Here is an 18772-nt window from a genome sequence, read left to right as displayed (position 1 = left end):
GTTTCTACACTTTAGGCAGGAAAGGAAGACCTTAGATGCTAATTCGCAAATTTCTACCAAGAAGACTTCGACGGATTGCAAGCATGTCTCGTCGTCAATTAGGTTATGAACTTCGAGCTAATCTATGGTTTTCTTCTGTTCTTTACGCTATTCTAGCTATCATGTTGGCTATTGTGGCATTTTGGCTGGATTTTTCCGTTGGGCTGCACGAACATGTCCCTACAACTTTTATCATTCATCATGAATTTTTGTATACTGTGGTTAGCACATTGCTTGCTGGTGTAATCACATTAAATGCTTTCACTTTTAACTCGACAGTAGTTATTTTAACTACATTCTCTGGTCAATTTTCACCACGCATGATGCTCAATTTTATCGCTGATTCTAAAACACAGCACGTACTGGGTATTTTTAATGCAACCTTCATTTATTTAATGATTGCTTTTTTTATGTTGAACGAAAATCTAATGGACACGTATGTAGCGATCCCGTTCGCCTCGTTTGCTCTTACGCTTATTGCCATGGGTAATTTCGTGTTCTTTATTAATCATTCGGTTAAGTGGATGCAGGTTCCGATGTTGACGCACAACATGAAAGTGGAATCGCAAAGCAAAATTATGAAAACGTTGGGAAAAGACCTCGAGCCTTTTCGAACAAATGAGCCAAATAAAACAGGCGAGGAGTTATCTAGAAAAGATGCTTATACCATTTATTCGGATAAACCAGGCTTTTTACAAATTGTCGATTATAAAAAAATGATAAAAAATGCTTCAAAAGATGATATTATCATTCGCCTTGAAGTTCGAGTTGGCGATTTTGTAACGAAAGGGATCCCTATTTTATCTTATTGGCCACAAAATGGTCAGGAAGTAAACGAGTACAATTATCAAAACTTACTTTATTTTGGTAACAAAAAAACTGAGGTCCAGGACTTAGAGTTCGGAGTAAATAAATTAAAAGAAATTGCAATTAAAGCAATCAGCAATGATGATCCTGCTACAGCCAAAAACGTAATATATCAAATGACGGACCTATTATTAGACATTGCAACGATTACGAGATTTGCTCCTTATTTGACGGATGATAACAATGATTTGCGCTTAATTATTCCAAATGAATCGTTTGATTATTATTTAAACGTGTCGTTTGCCCACATTCTTTACTATGCAAAAGACGATCCGATCCTTATAAATGATGTTTTAGAAGCTTTAACGCTGCTGGCAGAATCAGTCGAAATGAAGGATATCAAATGTTGTTGGGAATTTGCCGAGGGAATTGCCCGTCGTTACAACTCCGGAGAAAGGTTTAAGTATGAGAATAAAAAATTTCATAGTTTATTGCGGCAGCTTGCAGTTTCAGCTGAGGAGATAGAAAGTTATAACGAGTTGGAGAATGATATAAATGGGGGGGGCTATCAGTTGTAGCAACTTGAGTTGAAAAACTAGGTGATTTTTACTAGTTGATTGTGTCGGAGGAGGAAACGAGAAAGGTGGTTGTTGTGAGAAAATCGATCTATATTTCCAGCTTTACGTTGCTATTACTCTTAAATGGTTGTGGACAAGAGGAAGCGCCAGAAGATACGAAGGAGGAACCAGCTGACGTAGTAGAACAAGAAGAAGAAGACCTAGATGGCGAGACGGAGGAAGAAGGTGATTTTGCACAAGCTGATGTGGAATCTGATTTTCATGAACTAACAGAGGAACTTTTAGCTAGAGAAGATGTGGCAGATGTGGATATTATAGAAGAAGAATCTTCCGTTTCAGTAATGATCTACACAGAAGAAACGATGGCACAAGCTGAAGCAGAGGAGCTCGGCGAAGAAGCAGCTGATGAGGTGGAAGGTCAATATAGCGCAATCGAAGAGTTAGCGGTGCAAGTGTTACAAAATGAGGAAGCTATTGTGGATATAGATCGTTGATAAAGTAGAATAATCCACAGAAAAAGCCCTGCCCCTCCTTTAAAAAGAGGTCAGGGCTTTTTTACAGAACCTTTTATTCTTGAGTACCCACAACTTCTCCACAGGCGTAGCGTTCACCAGAATCTCCTGTTCGTAATGTTTCTTCATCAGGGCCGGGTTCATCACTTTCTGTGGACTGATACCGCTCAGGGATGTGAGCAAAATTGTCTGCCTCTTCATGAATGATAACTGCTACCTCATCTTCGAGGAGTTGGCCGGGATGGAAGCGGTCAAGCGACGTTTTCAAATAAGCGCTTCCATCTTCTTTTCCATATAATGAAGGCATATCGCCGGCGTGGTCAGCATGTACCTCGTCTTCCGGATTGTAATGGCCGCCAGCAGAATCAAATGGTTCGTCATTCACAGGTTCACAGATTCCATGTTCATGAATATGAAAACCGTGATAGCCAGGGGTAAGGCCGGTTGCTTCAGCTTCAATCATGACCGCACCATTTTCTTCGGTGAAGGTGACCAGTCCCACTTGGTCGCCATCCACATTCATCATTTCAGCATAGGCTTCGGCTGTATTTTCACCACGGGCATCCACTTCAGCAATATCTTCCTCACTCTCCTCTTCTCCTACTTCATTCATGCATCCGATCGCAAAAATAAAGGGCAGGAAAGCTATACTTGCTTTTACTGCTTGTTTCATAAGTGTTCACTCCTCCACTCTATCAGTTTCATTTATCTATGATTACCAAATGTATGAAAGTTTAGACATTGATTTGAGTGAAGTTGAGTCTATGATTACAGATAAAAAGAAATCTCCCACCTGGCGTAAAACTATCCACAGGTTTACGCACAAGTAAAGGAATTTGGACGTTTTTTGGGAAAAACTGGGCGGTTTTAGCTTCAATTTGGACGTTTCGACAGGATTCTTGGACACTTCGACAAACTTCTCTTACGTTTCGCTCGTAATTTGGACGTTTTCAACATCAGCGTCCTAGTAGAGAACCCCAGAGTTACTGGGAGCTTCAGCTGAATCTTTCATTTGGAGCCCAATAAGAAAGGCTGCCCTCTGGGGACAGCCTTGTTAGCAAAAAGTTTAATCGTATTTTTAGGCTTTATCCACAACATACGTTTTCTTGTCTCGGAAGTATTTCTCCCCGTCTGTGGATGAATGTTCAAAAAACCCCTCAAATTCAGAGACAACCTTATATTCACGGTCTGGTTCTGTGAAAAGTTGGTTTCCGTTGTTGGATAAGAGCACTACATCGGTCGTGGAGACAAAACTATCTAATTCCTGTGCTGTATAGTGTTGTCCAGGTTTCAATGTGTTTAATCGTTTTTGTGTCATGTGTGCATCCCACCTTTCTATAAAAAAAGTACCCCCATCTTGCAACGCTTCAAACGTATATATTAGTTGAAAAGAATATGAAAATAGCAGGTAAATCCAATTCTTTCTAAGTGAACTTGCTTGCAACGTGTGGCCTGCGTTTTGTTTTTCAGGAGAATGAAGCTCAAGGTGTAAACATACTCATGCGTTAAGAAGGGACTAGATGTATCATCACGAGCTGTACATCACGAAAGCAGGTCGATGCTTATGTTTGAACGGCCAATAAGCGACCCTGTCCTCGTTTTTTTAATCTGCATGATCATCTTTTTGCTGATGCCGATGGCCATGCGCTTCTTGAAATTGCCTGGCTTAATTGGACCAATATTAGCTGGCATTCTTATTGGCCCTCATGGCTTTGGCCTCTTGCACCGAGGATCTACTATTGAACTGCTCGGAACGGTAGGGTTGCTGCTGATTATATTTATTGCCGGGTTGGAAATGGATATTGAAGGTTTTAAGAACTACCGCAACCGCAGCTTTCGTTTTGGCTTTTTATCATTTTTCTTTCCGTTTTTAATTGGAACCGGTGTAGGGTTATGGCTTGACTATTCATTGGCAGCATCGATTTTACTTGGGTCGATTCTTTCTTCGCATACCTTGCTCGGTTATCCAATTGCAAGCCGGTTAGGCCTATCGAAAAACAAAGCTGTGACCACCGCCGTAGGGGGAACGCTGGTTACAGATTCGTTGGCTCTCCTTGTTCTTGCTATTGTGGCAGGTTCGGTTTCTGGAGAGCTGAATGCCATGTTTTTTTCAGTTCTTATGTTGTCGCTTTTTTTTCTTATTCTGTTAAATGTTATCGGTTTTCCGCTGCTTACGAGATGGTTTTTTCAACATGTCACCACAGAAGGAATTACCGTTTTTACCTTTATTTTTGTTCTCCTATTTATTTCTGCATTTTTTGCCACAGTGGCAGGTTTTGAACCGATTATTGGCGCATTTGTAGCCGGTCTTGCACTCAATCGCTTGATCCTTGAGCGTGGTCCATTAATGAATCGAATCCGATTTACAGCTAATGCGTTGTTTATTCCATTCTTTTTATTATCAGTGGGCATGTTAATGGATGTACGTCTTTTAGTTAGTGAGCCGAGAACGTTAATTTTAACAGGACTGCTTGTTACCGGGGTGATTATTGGCAAGTTTACGGCATCTCTCTTTGCAAGGTACAGGTATAGATACAATCAAGCTGAAGTAAATGTAATGTTTGGCCTGACTATCCCTCAGGCGGCTGCTACCTTGGCTGCTACTTTAGTTGGTTATGATTTAGGCTTGTTAGATCAATCTTCGGTAAATGGAGTTATTGTCATGATTTTGGTGACGTGTATATTAGGGCCTTCTATGATAGAGAAGTACGGGCGGTATATCTTGCTCAATGAAGAAAGGCGCACCCCTGAGCAAACAAGGACCCGCTCTGAGCGTATTATGCTCCCAATGACTAGTCCAGAATCTATGCAAGGCCTATTAGATCTTGCGATGATGCTAAGAAAGCCCGAAATCGGTACCCCTCCAATTTATTCACTAGGCATTATTCCACCCTCTGTAGAAATCGAGAAAGAAGTAGCGAGAGTGGAAGAATTATTAGCTGACGCTTCTGACTATGCCACTGCCGCGGAAGTACCAGTGCAAGCAGTTACCAGAGTGGGACACAACGTGGCAGATACGATGGGGAAGGCAGTGATCGAGGAGCGTATTACGTTGGTAATTACAAGGTGGAAAACGAAGAAAAACATGCCACAGCGTGTTTTTGGAAGTATTATGGACCAATTTTTAAATCAAACGACGCAAAGTATTATGATTCTACATCGCAAACAACCACTGGACACGTTGCGCCGGGTGCTCGTTATTTTACCTAAAGGTATGTACTATACAGCGGGATTTTCAGAAGCCATGCAACGAATTCAATTGATCACAAAAAACATTGGCGCCACGCTTTGCTGTGTAACCATATCGACTCCGGCTTCCATATACCAAGATTATTTTGCGCAGATGAAACCTGATCTGCAAATAAAGGTCAGGCATACAGAAAGTTGGAAAGCGTTATTCACCGAAACATTAAGCAGTCTGGAAAACGACACGTTGGTAGTGCTTATGAGTTGCAGGAAAGGGACAATTGCCTGGCACCCAGAGCTTAACAAATTACCGACCAAACTGGAAAAAAGTACAGAGCAAAGCTTCCTCATTCTTTATCCGACAGAAAGAAAGCAAATGGAAGAACGCGGAACTACTGCTACAGAGATTCCGCTAGAAACGTTAATAAAAAAAGAAGGAAAGCAAAGGTAAGAGAGCCGGGGTGTACTTTCAGCTTCCCAGCTCTTTTTATTTAGATTTACCTAATAATGGTGATAGTTACATATACAATCGAGTGAGCAGCTAAATGTTTTAAAATTTTTCAAACACTTTACGGTTTTCAATCGTTATCTTATTGAGTACGCCAAATGAAAGAAAAGAGGTCTATTGTCGCCAAGGAAATAGTATACAGGGATTGAACCAGACGTGAAGCGGTTTTCCAACGCAATTGCCAGGCATGAACAAGAGGAAGCCGACCTTAGGCAATCAGGTGTTGAAAAAGCGTTGAACAACCGAACGGTGAAAAGCTTGCCTGTTTATAAACGCCGGGCCTGGTTTTTTAAAGTGATGAAACGTGTTCCCGCAAGGAGAAAATAAGCGTAGAAGAAGATAAAACGCCGTCATCAACGGCGTTTTATCTATGCTGGGCAGGAAGAGTGCCACTTTTTACTGGCGAAGTACCTTTGCTATACTTAGGGAATACTTAGCAGGAGAAGCCCCATGATGGAGAGTGTAGACAGCTAAAGGAGACGAGAAGCGATGTTTAAGTTAGAAGAAGTAAAGTATAAAGACATCTTAGCAATCGATGAGCTTTATATTCGCGCGGGTGAGATTACATGCCTTGTCGGCGAAAGTGGAAGTGGCAAATCGACCCTGCTTAAATTATTAAACCGGATGCATACCCCGAGCGAGGGCACGATTTACTTTAATGAGAAGTTAATTGCTGAATGGGAGCCTGTTGAGTTGCGGAGAGAGGTTGTGATGTTGCCGCAGGACCCTGTTTTATTTGGTGATACAGTAGAAGAAAACTTGCAAGCAGGGGCTCGGTTAACAGAAAAGAATCTGCCGTCAAAAGAAGAGATGGAGCAGGCTATCCAGCAGTTTTATTTAGATAAGAATCTGGAAGCAGATGCTACAAAGTTGTCAGGCGGGGAGCAGCAACGGTTGGCGCTGGCCCGGATGTCCTTGCTTACTCCCCAAGTTTATTTGCTGGATGAGCCTACTTCTGCGTTGGATGAAAATTTGGAAAAGGATGTAATGGAACGTTTCGTCTCACATGTAAAAAAGGAAAAAAAGACGATGGTGTTTGTCACTCATAATATGCAAATTGCAAAGGAATTTTCGGACACGGTGGTCGATATTTCCCCGTTTGCCTTGAATGGGGGGAGAGAAAATGAATGAAGAAATTATAGAACTGACCCTATGGCAGCTCGTTGCAGCTTATATATTCATTGTCTTTTTACTTATAGTGGTGAAAATTCGTCAAATCCCGCGTGATAAAGAAATTCTCATTTCTACGTTTCGGATGACGATTCAGCTGCTGCTTGTGGGCTATGTGTTAATCTATTTGTTTGAACATCCTCATCCGTTATTGACCTTGGCTGTGCTTGTCATAATGGTCGGGTTTGCGATTCAAAATATATTCAAGCGAGTACGCGGGCAGTTGAACCGTGAGATGAAAGTAATTATTGCGATATCGATGGCAGTTGGTTCACTGGTAAGTCTGTTTTATTTTAATGTAATCGTCATACAATTTTCGCCGTGGTATGACCCACGTTATTTTATCCCGATTGCAGGCATGATTATTGGAAATTCAATGACCGGTGTAACACTAGGGGTGCAAACGTTAGTCGAAGGGCTTAGAGACCAGCGTGCACGAGTTGAGGCTGCTCTAATGATGGGAGCCACACCAAAAGAAGCGACGCGGAAAATCGTTGATCAAGCGTTTGACGCAGCGATTTTACCGACGATTAATTCTATGGTGGGGACAGGGATCGTGTTTTTACCAGGCATGATGACAGGACAGATTTTGGCAGGAGTCGATCCGCTCACAGCCATTGAATACCAAATTGCCATTTTATTAGGCGTATCGGGGGCGGTGGCGCTCACAGTGATTATTTTTGTACAAAACGGCTATAAGGTATTTTTTAATGAAGAAGATCAATTGCGAGAGTAACTTACCTTTTGCAACATAGGATAGATTTGAATAAATCTGGTAGAGGATGTAACTGTACAGTAGTGATCTCGTCCAATGAAATAGAAGGGGAATGAACCCTACTCATTGGAGGGATTTAGAATGAAAAGTAAAAGTACGATTTACGTTGGGACAGGTGCAGCAGCTCTCGTTGGCTTAGGCATGTTATTTACTGTGCTTGTTCCTGGTCCCTCAGACAGTTCGAATACTTTAGATGCTGAGGAGGGTGACCATGGGACTGTTGTTGTAAGTGGGGAAGGAGAGGTAAGCATTGATCCCGACTTGGCTTATGTACGATTGGGTGCTGAAGCTGTACACGGGTCAGCAGATGAAGCTCAGAATGATGTAACAGAAAGTGTGGAGTCGGTCCGCAGTGCCCTTTCTGATGTAGGCGTGGGAGATGAACAGATTGAAACGGTCCAGTATCATGTTCAGCCACAGCGTCAGCCAGATGAAGGAGAAGAAGAGTACCGTGCTCATCATATTATCGAAATTGAATATGAAGACATTGATGGCGTCGGCGAACTGATAGATATCGCAACAGAAGCAGGAGCGAATCAAATTCAACAAACACGCTTTACCCTCGATGATCCGACTGAAGCCGAGCAAGAAGCTGCTCAACTAGCGATTGAAAACACCGAACCACGGGCTGAGGCCTTAGCTGAAGGTGCCGGAAAAGCGCGTGGGGAAATCGTACAAATTATTGATCAAGAAGCACAAGTAGAAGTGCCTACAGAAGATATGGCACAGGAAGAAGTGGCAGAGGATGCAATAGACGCGGACCAAGGCGAGGGAACAACTGAAATTGAAGCTGGCCAAATTGAAGTTGTACAGCGGGTAGACGCTGTGTACCGATTGGAATAATAGTGGAGATGCCCCTGAGCTGTTAGGGTGGCTACATGGAGGCTGATTTGGACGTGTGAGCGCTTCACTTGGACGTTTCGACAAATTTCTGTTACGTTTCGACAAAAAATTGATACGTTTTTTTCTTAAAGTGGACACTTCGACAAGATTCTCGGACGCTTTTCCTTAACAATATAAGAAGCGCCGTAGCATTACGGCGCTTCTTATATTAGAAACGTAGAGGATTTAAGAAAAATACGTCGAATAAGTAGGGACCCTCGAAAGGAGTGGGTTTCACCGTGATTTTTAAAAAACGCACCTCCCCGCTTTATCTCCTGCAATTACAGGCTCTGCTTCGCCGCCTTCCAAATACTCACCTAGCTTATCCGAAGGTTGAATATGAACACGCAAAACAGATGAAAGGACACCGCGGCGAGGAAGCGGTTGAGTATTACTTATCATTTCTTCCCAAGGATACGTATTCTGTTTTTCATAATGTCCGTCTCCCTTATATGAATTCATTTAATAAGGTCAATTACTTTCAAATTGACACGCTCTTAGCCACGAAAGCGGAACTGATTTTGCTTGAAATAAAAAACGTATCGGGCACGCTCCATGTTGATTATGAACATAATCAAATGGTCAGAACAGTGAATGATGTAGAAGAAGGCTTTCCTAATGCTTTATTACAAGTAAAGCTGCAGGAAAGGCAGTTAAGAACATGGCTCGTTCAATATGAATTACAACCGCGCCCCATGCGTTCATATGTAGTTATTAGCAAGCCTTCGACAATTCTCCGTTCCACGGGCGGCCCGGATACCGTCACTCCTTCTCTAATCCACGCTGCGCAGATCCCTTACCTATTTACTGATGAACCTCTCTCTGCTTCTGAACCGTCACAGCTTATCGACATAAAGCAATTGCAACAGTTGATTTTGTCTGATCACCGCCCGTTTTATAAAGATATATTGAAATACTTCAACGTGTCTCCTCAAGACCTCGTTACAGGTGTTGTATGTAAGGAATGTGAAACGCCTAGCATGAAATGGTGGTGGGGTAGGTGGAGGTGCCAGGCATGTGACGCTCATGACCGACAAGCCCATATTCAGTCGATTAAAGAATATGTATTGTTAGTCAATTCAAGCTTTACTTCTGCGGAAATTCGTGCATTTTTGAGGAGTGAGAATCGGCAACAAACGCACCGTTTTATTAAGTCATTTTCCAGACATTACCCTTTAGACTTAAGCGGACGCCTCTACCACTGTTCGCTTTCTCAGCTGAGCGATTCATAAGTATTTGGACGTTTTATGCTTCAATTTGGACGTGTAAGCGCTTCACTTGGACGTTTCGACAAAAATTTAATACGTTTTTCACCAAAAGTGAGACAATAGCTCAATCGCCAAGTCTGTATTTCATCAAATTCTCCGCATCTTTTGTCATAAGAAGCCTGTTATAGACAAACCCTATAGGTAGAATCAATCACTATGAATGGCGCAAGCGAGGGAGGGTGCTATGAACGAACAACAGCGCGAAAAGTTTAAGGATGAATTGGAGGACAGGAGGCGACACGTCGAAGCGAGGCTTTCTCACCATCAAGATGGCTCACTTCAGGAAACTACAAGTGAGTTATCCAGCTACGATAACCACCCTGGGGATAGTGCGACGGAATTGTATGAACGAGAAAAGGACCAAGCGATTGCTCAACATGAAGGTGAAGAGCTTGAAGATATTGATAAAGCGCTCCAGGCGATCAACAATAACACGTACGGAAGTTGTGAAATTTGTGGAAAAGATATTCCGCAGGAGCGCTTAGAAGTGATTCCCACTACGTTGCGCTGCGTGGAACATGCCTCTCATGAACCCATTCGCGACAGACGTCCAGTGGAAGAAGATAACTTAAAGGCTGATCCGATCGCCTCTTCTCATGAAGAAGAACATGTCATGTTTGACGCGGAAGATGCGTGGCAAAGCGTAAGTCGCTATGGGAGTTCAGAAACCCCATCCGATATATATCAAGTGGACAATATAGAGGATGAAGAAACGTATCCAGCCGTTGAGCAGAACATAGAGAATCACGCAGATGTGGAAACATTTGCACTTGCAGACAGCGATGGGAAATACGACGGCGTGAATGAAATTCATGAACGGTATGAAAGAGAATTAGAAGTAGAAGAGGATGAAGCCGCCTTGGGTGAAGAGGATAAGTATGATTGAACAGGTGTTTTAAGCTTTAGGAAAACTATTAATTTAAAGAGGAGCTGCCTGAAAAATGGGCCGCTCCTCTTTGCGTCGCGGCCACCTTATGCGCCGCACGGGGATCTTTACATTTTACTAGGAGGTGGCAGAGGAGTGTTAAACATATACGGTGGGGCAGGTCGTAAGTGCACGGCTTCTCCAAATGGCGGTGGCCAGTATTGGTAGGTGAAATAGCCGAGGCCATCCATGCTGCGACCGTGCGCCCAACGTCCTTTTTCCGATTCGGTGCCACGGGAGAGATCGAAATACGTGTAGGCGACTTCTTGTTTTTCCAACTCACGCGGAAATGTACTTGGAACAACAATATTTTCTTTTTCTTCTAACTCCTGAATCGCGGCATACCACATATTTTGATGCATAGTATCTCTTGCAATCAGCCAAGAAAGCATATCACGAACACCACGATCCGCGGTTTGTTCGTATAATCTCGCGGCTTGGAGGCGCCCTTGTGATTCGTAAGTCAAATTCAAACGAAAATCCGCCAACAAGTTACCGCTTGCATTAATATAACTGGCCGTCCATGGATTTCCGACACTATCAGCAGGCATTGCCCCCAGGCCGGAAACAATGGCATGCTGCGGATTCATTCCTCCCATAATGGCTGCAAGCACTGGGTCTTGCGCTGCTTGTTCCTGAGCTTGAACATCAGCTCCTTCCAACAGCCGGGCAATCATTGTCGCAAGCATTTCAATATGAGCGAGTTCTTCTGTGCCGGTATCCATAAGTAAATCACGATATTTCGCATCACAACGGGTGTTCCAGCCTTGAAACAAATATTGCAGTGCGACAGAAATTTCCCCGAATTGGCCGCCTAGAATTTCTTGTAGTTTTTTTGCAAACACGGGGTCTGGACATTCAGGTTTTGCATGGTACTGTAATTCTTTTACATGGTAAAACATACTTCGCACCTCCCTCCTTTACTATATAAAGCATGAAGCTTGTTTCATGTTAGTTAATTTTTAATGAATAAACAGCTATTATTAACCGGAGGACTGTCATTCCTCTAGTGTCTTTTTCTGCGACGAAGATGAAGGAACCATCACTAGAGCTTAGATGAACAATAGTCCATGCTAAGGGAGGGAAACCCTGCATGGACTATTCTGCAAATTAATCGATTGTCCGGTTCATTTCGTCAGTATCCGGATAGGAGGAGGTAGAACGGGTGCTCATCCCAATATCACCTTGAATGTCGACTTCCCCGTTTCCTCCACATATCGAACACGTATAGCGCCATTCCTCATCATCCATTAATAGTCCTGTTCCACCACAAGCTGGGCAGTTTCGTGCAAAAGGCATTAGGCTCCTCCTTCCGTTGTTTCCATTCTTGATTTAACCCAGTTAATAATACCGCCTGCCAAAATTAGGTCAAGCTGTCTTGCAGAAAGGTTGTGTTCAAGCAACAACGTATTTCCGCTGCTTTCTAAGCTCACCTCAATTTTATTTGATGCGCTTAATTGGTTTCTTATATTCGTAAATTGCAACATATCACCAGGCTGTAGCTGCTCATAATCGTCAGGGTTTGAAAAGAAAAGAGGCAGAACACCAAAATTAATTAGGTTTTGTAAATGGATGCGAGCATAGTCTTTTACAATAACAACTTGCAGGCCTAAATATTTTGGAGCAAGGGCAGCGTGTTCTCTGCTTGAGCCTTGACCATAGTTATAGCCGCCTACAATAATGTGGCCGCCGCTATCTTTAGAAGCTTTTGCTCGCTCGACATAGCCAGGGTCTACAATTTCATAGGTGAATTCGCTTATTTTTTCTAAATTGCTCCGGTATGGCAGCACACGAGCGCCTCCGGCTAAGATTTCATCTGTTGAGATGTTGTCTCCGACCTTTAAGAGAATTGGGATTTCAAACTCGTCAGGCAGCTCTTTTAATGTTGGGATATTTCCGATGTTTGGTCCCTTCTCTAGCTTTACATCTTGTGCTTCTGCGTACGGGAGCGGTGGTTCAAGTGCTTGATCTTCAACAGTTGGTGCTGTCGGAAGCGTTACATGCTCTCTTTCCTGCACCGTTCTAGGGTCGGTGATGGCTCCTGCTAAAGCTGAAACGGCGGCAGTTTCTGGACTGCAAAGAAAAACACTATCTTCTTTCGTTCCAGAACGGCCTGGGAAATTACGAGGCGTTGTTCGCAAACTGTTTCGGCCCGTGGCCGGAGCTTGGCCCATGCCAATACAGCCGTTACAGCCAGCCTGGTGAATTCGGCCTCCAGCAGCAATTAAATCGCCCAACTTTCCTTCACGCGTCAAATCCTGAAGAATCTGCCGCGAAGACGGGTTAATGTCTAAAGAAACGCCAGCAGCCACTTGCCGTTCGCGCACGATTTCTGCGGCTACAGCAAAATCACGATAGCCGGGATTCGCTGAAGAGCCGATATAGGATTGGTAAATCGGTTCCCCTTCAACTTCAGTAACGGGAACAACATTACCTGGACTTGAAGGTTTGGCAATTAAAGGCTCAAGTGTCGATAAATCAATAGTTTCTTCGATATCATAGCTCGCGCCGATATCTGCCACCCATTCTGACCACTCTTCTCCCCGGTGCTGGGAATGAAGAAAGTGTTTGATTTCATCATCTGCTGGAAATACCGAGGTAGTAGCCCCTAATTCAGCTCCCATATTAGCGATGACATGCCGGTCCATAGCCGTCAGTTTATTAAGACCTGGTCCGTGATATTCTAAAATTTTCCCAACTCCGCCTTTTACGTCATGGCGGCGCAGCAATTCTAAAATGACGTCTTTGGCGCTTACTCGAGGTGGCAGCTCGCCAATTAATTCAATCCCCATCACTTCAGGCATTTTCATATAAAAAGGTTCTCCCGCCATCGCCATCGCCACATCAATACCGCCCGCTCCGATGGCGATCATTCCCATACATCCGTTTGCACATGTGTGACTATCGGAACCCAGCAGTGTTTTGCCAGGTTTTGCAATTCGCTGCATATGTACAGGGTGGCTGACACCGTTTCCAGGCTGACTGTAATGCAGGCCAAACCGTTTTGCTGCACTGCGCAAAAATAAGTGATCATCGGGATTTTTGTGGTCATCCTGAATTAAATTGTGGTCAACATACTGCACCGATACTTCGGTTTTTATTTGATCCAAATCCATTGCTTCAAGTTCAAGCATAACCATGGTGCCGGTAGCATCTTGTGTAAGCGTCTGATCAATTTGAATTGCGATTTCTTCACCTGCTGTTAACTCTCCATGAATCAGGTGCTCTTGCAATAATTTTTGGGTTACATTCTGTCCCATGCTAGAACCTCCCATCCTCAAAGTTACGCCTTGCATAGCTTAACCTTTCTTCAAAAAAATATGAGGAAAAGAAAGGAGGGAGATGAGTGAAAAATGTTACATAATTCATAAGTGACTGGATTAATCTAAATGTTGTGGGCTGAAAATAGCTTGATATATGGACAGTGGTGATACAGTTAAAAAACCAAAATAGAGGCAGGTAAGTTTATCATCAGCCCTCTCAAACGATCCATTGTAATAGAGCGAAACGTATGAGGCCTAATTATAACGAATGGGAGGAAACTAGCTATGGGAGTAATGGAAGGTACACAAGTGAAGCAGCCTCTTCACTATGGTGAAGTATTTGACTTATGGACATTTTTAGCGGGGTTGAAAGGTAAAATTGCGGCAAACCAAACGATGATGAATCATTGTGGTGATACAGATCTACATCATTTTCTTAGTGGGTTGGTTGAACAAGACCGGAAAGAGGCTAAAGATATCGAAGAGATATTAAAAGCAAACGGAGTGGTATTACCGCCAGCTCCGCCAGAACGAGCGGAAGCCCGGATGGAAGATATTCCAGCTGGCGCCCGTATTACAGATCCAGAGATTTCAGCTGCCTTATCTAGAGACATCGGGCTCGGCTTAGTTGCCTGCAGTCAAGCAATGGCTAAAACGTTAAGAGAAGATATTGCGATGATGTTCGGCCAAATTCATGTGAATAAAGCCCAAAAAGGCGCGGAACTTTTGCGCATGAATAAAGAAAAAGGCTGGGTTGTTACCCCGCCAATGCAGGCTCCGGAACAGCATAGTTAATAACGTTTCTAGGTCCCCGTCTATTCTGCTAACGGTATAGACGGGGCTTTTTAATAGGAAAGTCATTCGTGCTAAATGATTATGTACAAAGGCAAAAGCTATACTGATTGGCTGGCTGTTAAGGAGTTATTTGACATATAGGTAGGCACTGTTGGTATGTTTGGAAAGCTCGAGGAACATCCAGACAGTACTTTACCAAAGCTTATTGATAAAAAAATTAGTTAATGAAGCTGAGCCTTAAAGGAGTAACCCAGTAGACCATCTAGAAGACTGGATGGTCTACTAGCTTTTTATTCCACCCAATCAAATTCAATGGCTCGCTTAATCATATGAAAACGGTTGTTGGCCTTCATTTTTTTGGAAGATTGGGAGACATGGTTGTTAACAGTAGATAGCGCAAGGTAACAGTCTTTTGCAATTTGGGTGTTAGACTTCCCTTTTAAGACTTCAGCTAAAATCTTCACTTCCGTAGGTCGTAAAACTGTACTTGCCTTATCTGTTCTAATTTGAAGATTTTCTGGCTCTTGAGTTTCCCTTTTTATGAGACTTTGTAACTCAGTCAACAAAGGATTTTGCAGAAATGGGTCAATGTAGGAAGGGTATTCCAGACTTTCAAGCAAGCAATCTGCTTGTTTGTTTAATGGCCTTTCTTCTAAATAAAAATGACTAAAGCCTTCAGTGATCTTTTGTTTCATAAAGAATTCATCATAGGAGGAGACAATCAAGCCAAGCCTTGCTTTTGAAGAGAGAGTGGGATCAATATCTCCCAACGCTTCCTTGTTCTTTACATAAACAAAAACAATAGAGGAAGCTGATAGATCTTCAAGGTTTAATAATAGATCTTTTCCTTGAAACGTAATGCATTTGATGGGCAGAGTTGCTTCCATCTCTTCAGAAAATGACGGAGAAACGGAGTGAAACAAGACAATAGGTCCTAAACTCGGCGATGATGCTTTTCGATAAGAAATTTTAGTCTGATGCTGCATGAGCCGTCCCTCCTTTTTCATAGTAAGGTTTTTGAAGAATCAGAGGATCACATCCACATCTATTGAGGAAAGTAGATAAGAAACCGCCAAATCTAACGTATTAAAATGAAGAAAAAATCACCCAGTAAACCAACCTCTACGCTAGAAGTAGAGACGAGGGGCTGAGTGATATCATAAGATTAAGAGCCATTCGAAGATACTAACTTACTACAGATGATGGGAGGGGTAGTAAGTAGGTTAGTGAGTAAAAGTGATTGTTGAATAAAAATTAATATTCATGTTTTAGATCTTGAGTTTGGAACTCTTCTTCAGCGATTGACTCCACCGCAGAAAATTGAGCAAAAGATAAAATTCCAAATAAACCAACAATGCAAGCCATAGGTACAATTAGTTTTTTCATTAAAATCGCTCCTTTTTCATAAATTGCCTTGCTAAGCTAGTTAGTATCTTACTAGTATTTTAGAAAAATGAGTAATTCCAAAAACGTCTATATTCCTTCTAAAATTAACTTTATAGTCAGATTTATTAAAGAGATGAGCTTATGTGAGAAAAAATATAAATATACTTATATTTTAGAGTAAATAGATATAACTTACTCTAAATAATGACCTTTATGTTTTAAAAGCAAGGATTCGTACACATTTTTGTTTAATAATTTAAAGAAGAATAACGCTTTTCTATAGCATTCCTTAGTTTCAGCCTCGGTATTTAGCTTTAAAATTTCACTGTTTTGCCCTTTATAATAATAAAATTGGCCAATTAAAGCCATGTTGTCGTATATTTTACTCCAATAAATCCCACGCTCTGCCTCAGCCAAACTTTCTTCATATTTGTGGGCGTCATAAAGAGTAATCGTTTTGTTGTAAAGAACTCGCAAATAAAAAATAGGTAAGGAACGAGTTGAAGGCTGGTCTGATATTTCGGGCAGATGAGTAATTGATTTATCGTAATAGTAACGACTTTCAGTAAATTTGTTTTGTTCTGAACATAATATTCCTAAAGTATTGTATATTTTGCTAAGTATACCTTCTTTTTTCCCCTCAATTTCATTTAACTTTTCCAATAGGTGAATTAGTTTTTTCTCAGCTTCATGAGCCTCCCACTTTCCAAGTTCGTACCCCGAAGTGGTTTGATGCCATTTTAAAAATACTTTAATCCAATTATTATTTAGGGCTCCTGATTCTAGTTCGGCACTTGTTAAGCGATAGACTGTTTCGTAATCATGGGCTGTAGTGGCTTTTTCTATTAAATTAATCGTTTGTTCTACATATTCAGGGCGCTGGTATTCCAACACTTTCAAGAAATATTCAACAGGTTTGTTTAAACGCAAGGCTATGTTATGAAGGGTGTCGATGCCTGGTACAATTTCCCCTTTTTCAATCATGCTGATGGTAGGCTGGGTGCAGATGTTTTTGGCAAGATCGGTTTGCGTCAACTTATTTTTCTTTCGTAAGTATGCGATTTCAGCTCCTAATTCACGAATGTACATAACATTGAACCGCCTTTCATTGTCAGTTGAAAAAGGTTTCCTAGAAATAGTCTAATAGAAAGAGCAACTCATTTTATCATGAGGGGATCGTAAAAAGAAATCAAATGTTTCGTGTGACGAAGAATTAATATCGAAATATTAGTAATTTTATATTATTTAATACAATTAAGAGTAAATAAGTAATTTTATGGGATTGCGATAAAAAAATATCCGAATATCGAAAATTCGGATGTTCGAATTTGTTGCTACGCTATATGTAATCTTTTTACTAGGAGGAATGTCGATGAAGAAAAAGTCTGTAGGTATAACTGTAGGTGCGGCAATGGCTGCTGTTATGGCGTTTGGTTTTGAGGAGACAAGTTTTGCTGACAACAAGAAAGAATATCTTGTAGGTTTTGAGCCGGGGGCCCCTGGTAATGGTGAAGCAATGATTGAAGCAAGGGATGGTGACATTGAGCACGAATATCAACATATGGAAGTATTACATGTAACTCTTCCAGAACAAGCTGTGCAAGGATTGGAAAATAACCCTAATATCTCATTCATAGAAGAAAACAAAGAGTATGAAGCTGTCAATCAAACGATTCCTTGGGGTGTTGATCATATTAATGCCGACAATTACCACGGCTCTACCACAGGTAATGGAGTTGATGTAGCTGTTTTAGATACTGGAATTGATGGGAATCATCCTGATTTAAATGTAGTAGATGGCGAGAGTTTTGTTCAAGGGGAGCCGGACCCATTTCAAGATGATAATGGACATGGCACTCACGTAGCTGGAACGGTAGCGGCATTAGATAACAATGAAGGTGTGTTAGGAGTTGCTCCTGATGTCAATCTTCATGCGGTGAAGGTTTTAGGCGGTGATGGAGGTGGAACACTCAGTGGCATCGCCCAGGGGATTGAATGGTCTATTGATAATAACATGGACGTTATTAACATGAGTTTAGGCGGAGACTTTGGCTCACAGGCATTAGAACAAGCAAGCAATAATGCAGATGATGCTGGTATCGTCGTTATTGCAGCAGCGGGTAACTCAGGAACTGATTTCTTCGGTGGTAGTACGATAGCTTATCCCGCTCAGTATGATTCTGTCATGGCAGTTGGCGCTGTGGACCAAAACAATAATCGAGCGTCTTTTTCCAGCGTAGGCAATACCCTGGAGGTAATGGCGCCAGGGGTTAACATTGAAAGTACGATGCCAGGAAACAATTATGCTTCCTTGGATGGCACTTCGATGGCAGCCCCGCACGTGGCCGGAACAGCAGCTTTAATGTTAGAACAAAACCCATTTATTTCAAATAATGCGGTTCGAACTGAATTAAATGACACAGCGATTGATTTAGGAGATTCATTTTACTATGGGAATGGTCTCGTTAATGTAGACGCTCTGTTATCCGAATAAATGAGCTAATAACCTAGCACAGAAACTATGTGCTAGGTTATTTTCATGGAAGCATACATAAGAAAAGGCAAAGGAAGATCCAAATATTAATACAAGCACGAATCAAAAAAGGTTTACTTCTCTTCTCTGGCAGGAATAAAAGCACTACTAAATAGTTTTTGAACCAAAGTATAACTGCTAGGGG

The 18772-nt window shown here is 42.0% G+C and carries 19 protein-coding genes; 11 read left to right on the top strand and 8 right to left on the bottom strand.

Annotated elements, in window-relative coordinates; translation table 11 throughout:
- Positions 1 to 35 precede the first annotated feature (35 nt).
- Entirely contained in the window at positions 36 to 1424 is a 1389-nt protein-coding gene (locus D469_RS0104115) for a DUF2254 domain-containing protein (protein WP_018922101.1), read from the top strand.
- A 65-nt stretch (positions 1425 to 1489) separates the two neighbouring features.
- Positions 1490 to 1918, top strand: a complete 429-nt coding sequence (locus tag D469_RS0104110) for a hypothetical protein (RefSeq protein WP_018922100.1) — start codon at positions 1490 to 1492, stop codon at positions 1916 to 1918.
- A gap of 73 nt (positions 1919 to 1991) precedes the next feature.
- On the opposite strand, the gene D469_RS0104105 is transcribed toward D469_RS0104110, so the two are convergent.
- Positions 1992 to 2609 carry a superoxide dismutase family protein gene (locus tag D469_RS0104105; protein WP_018922099.1) on the bottom strand — a complete coding sequence of 206 codons (618 nt, stop codon included), beginning with the start codon at positions 2607 to 2609 and terminating at the stop codon, positions 1992 to 1994.
- 405 nt (positions 2610 to 3014) lie between these two features.
- Complete coding sequence (locus tag D469_RS0104100; RefSeq protein ID WP_018922098.1) at positions 3015 to 3254, bottom strand: hypothetical protein; 240 nt, start codon at positions 3252 to 3254, stop codon at positions 3015 to 3017.
- Positions 3255 to 3500: 246 nt separating this feature from the next.
- Between D469_RS0104100 and D469_RS0104095 the strand changes: the two genes are divergently transcribed.
- The 7 genes from D469_RS0104095 (at position 3501) to D469_RS0104070 (ending at position 10611) form a co-directional block, all read left to right on the top strand.
- Entirely contained in the window at positions 3501 to 5573 is a 2073-nt protein-coding gene (locus D469_RS0104095; protein ID WP_018922097.1) for a cation:proton antiporter domain-containing protein, read from the top strand.
- Positions 5574 to 5786: 213 nt separating this feature from the next.
- Positions 5787 to 5957, top strand: a complete 171-nt coding sequence (locus tag D469_RS21955) for a hypothetical protein (RefSeq protein WP_156816890.1) — start codon at positions 5787 to 5789, stop codon at positions 5955 to 5957.
- Positions 5958 to 6119: 162 nt separating this feature from the next.
- On the top strand, positions 6120 to 6761 hold the full coding sequence (locus D469_RS0104090; protein ID WP_018922096.1) for an ABC transporter ATP-binding protein: 642 nt from the start codon (positions 6120 to 6122) through the stop codon (positions 6759 to 6761).
- Positions 6754 to 7536: an ABC transporter permease gene (locus D469_RS0104085; RefSeq protein WP_018922095.1), complete on the top strand. Its 783-nt coding sequence runs from the start codon at positions 6754 to 6756 to the stop codon at positions 7534 to 7536. The genes D469_RS0104090 and D469_RS0104085 overlap by 8 nt, the downstream gene beginning before the upstream one ends.
- Positions 7537 to 7656: 120 nt before the next feature.
- Positions 7657 to 8418, top strand: coding sequence for an SIMPL domain-containing protein (locus D469_RS0104080; RefSeq protein WP_018922094.1), 762 nt, complete (start codon positions 7657 to 7659; stop codon positions 8416 to 8418).
- A 278-nt stretch (positions 8419 to 8696) separates the two neighbouring features.
- Positions 8697 to 9689 carry a nuclease-related domain-containing protein gene (locus D469_RS0104075; RefSeq protein ID WP_018922093.1) on the top strand — a complete coding sequence of 331 codons (993 nt, stop codon included), beginning with the start codon at positions 8697 to 8699 and terminating at the stop codon, positions 9687 to 9689.
- A 220-nt stretch (positions 9690 to 9909) separates the two neighbouring features.
- Positions 9910 to 10611 carry a TraR/DksA C4-type zinc finger protein gene (locus tag D469_RS0104070; protein WP_018922092.1) on the top strand — a complete coding sequence of 234 codons (702 nt, stop codon included), beginning with the start codon at positions 9910 to 9912 and terminating at the stop codon, positions 10609 to 10611.
- Between the two features lie 107 nt (positions 10612 to 10718).
- On the opposite strand, the gene D469_RS0104065 is transcribed toward D469_RS0104070, so the two are convergent.
- From D469_RS0104065 to D469_RS0104055, 3 genes are all read right to left on the bottom strand, one after another.
- Entirely contained in the window at positions 10719 to 11552 is an 834-nt protein-coding gene (locus tag D469_RS0104065) for a manganese catalase (protein WP_018922091.1), read from the bottom strand.
- A 208-nt stretch (positions 11553 to 11760) separates the two neighbouring features.
- Entirely contained in the window at positions 11761 to 11949 is a 189-nt protein-coding gene (locus D469_RS19590; RefSeq protein WP_018922090.1) for a hypothetical protein, read from the bottom strand.
- Complete coding sequence (locus D469_RS0104055) at positions 11949 to 13910, bottom strand: aconitate hydratase (protein ID WP_018922089.1); 1962 nt, start codon at positions 13908 to 13910, stop codon at positions 11949 to 11951. Before D469_RS0104055 ends, D469_RS19590 begins: the two co-directional genes overlap by 1 nt.
- 288 nt (positions 13911 to 14198) lie before the next feature.
- On the opposite strand from D469_RS0104055, the gene D469_RS0104050 reads away from it, so the two are divergent.
- Entirely contained in the window at positions 14199 to 14708 is a 510-nt protein-coding gene (locus D469_RS0104050; RefSeq protein WP_018922088.1) for a DUF3231 family protein, read from the top strand.
- Positions 14709 to 14998: 290 nt separating this feature from the next.
- Here the strand turns inward: D469_RS0104050 and D469_RS0104045 are convergent, their stop codons facing one another.
- From D469_RS0104045 to D469_RS0104035, 3 genes are all read right to left on the bottom strand, one after another.
- On the bottom strand, positions 14999 to 15694 hold the full coding sequence (locus tag D469_RS0104045) for a helix-turn-helix domain-containing protein (protein ID WP_018922087.1): 696 nt from the start codon (positions 15692 to 15694) through the stop codon (positions 14999 to 15001).
- Positions 15695 to 15962: 268 nt separating this feature from the next.
- The gene (locus tag D469_RS22655; RefSeq protein ID WP_018922086.1) at positions 15963 to 16094 is read right to left on the bottom strand and encodes a hypothetical protein; all 132 of its coding nucleotides are present in this window, start codon (positions 16092 to 16094) and stop codon (positions 15963 to 15965) included.
- A gap of 192 nt (positions 16095 to 16286) precedes the next feature.
- Entirely contained in the window at positions 16287 to 17183 is an 897-nt protein-coding gene (locus D469_RS0104035) for a helix-turn-helix domain-containing protein (protein WP_018922085.1), read from the bottom strand.
- Between the two features lie 283 nt (positions 17184 to 17466).
- Between D469_RS0104035 and D469_RS0104030 the strand changes: the two genes are divergently transcribed.
- Positions 17467 to 18588 carry a S8 family peptidase gene (locus tag D469_RS0104030; protein ID WP_018922084.1) on the top strand — a complete coding sequence of 374 codons (1122 nt, stop codon included), beginning with the start codon at positions 17467 to 17469 and terminating at the stop codon, positions 18586 to 18588.
- Positions 18589 to 18772 lie beyond the last annotated feature (184 nt).

The organism is Salsuginibacillus kocurii DSM 18087, assembly GCF_000377705.1.
Classification (GTDB): domain Bacteria; phylum Bacillota; class Bacilli; order Bacillales; family Marinococcaceae; genus Salsuginibacillus; species Salsuginibacillus kocurii.
The sequence above is the reverse complement of the archived record's forward strand: the minus strand, read 5'-3'. Positions and strand labels throughout refer to the sequence as shown.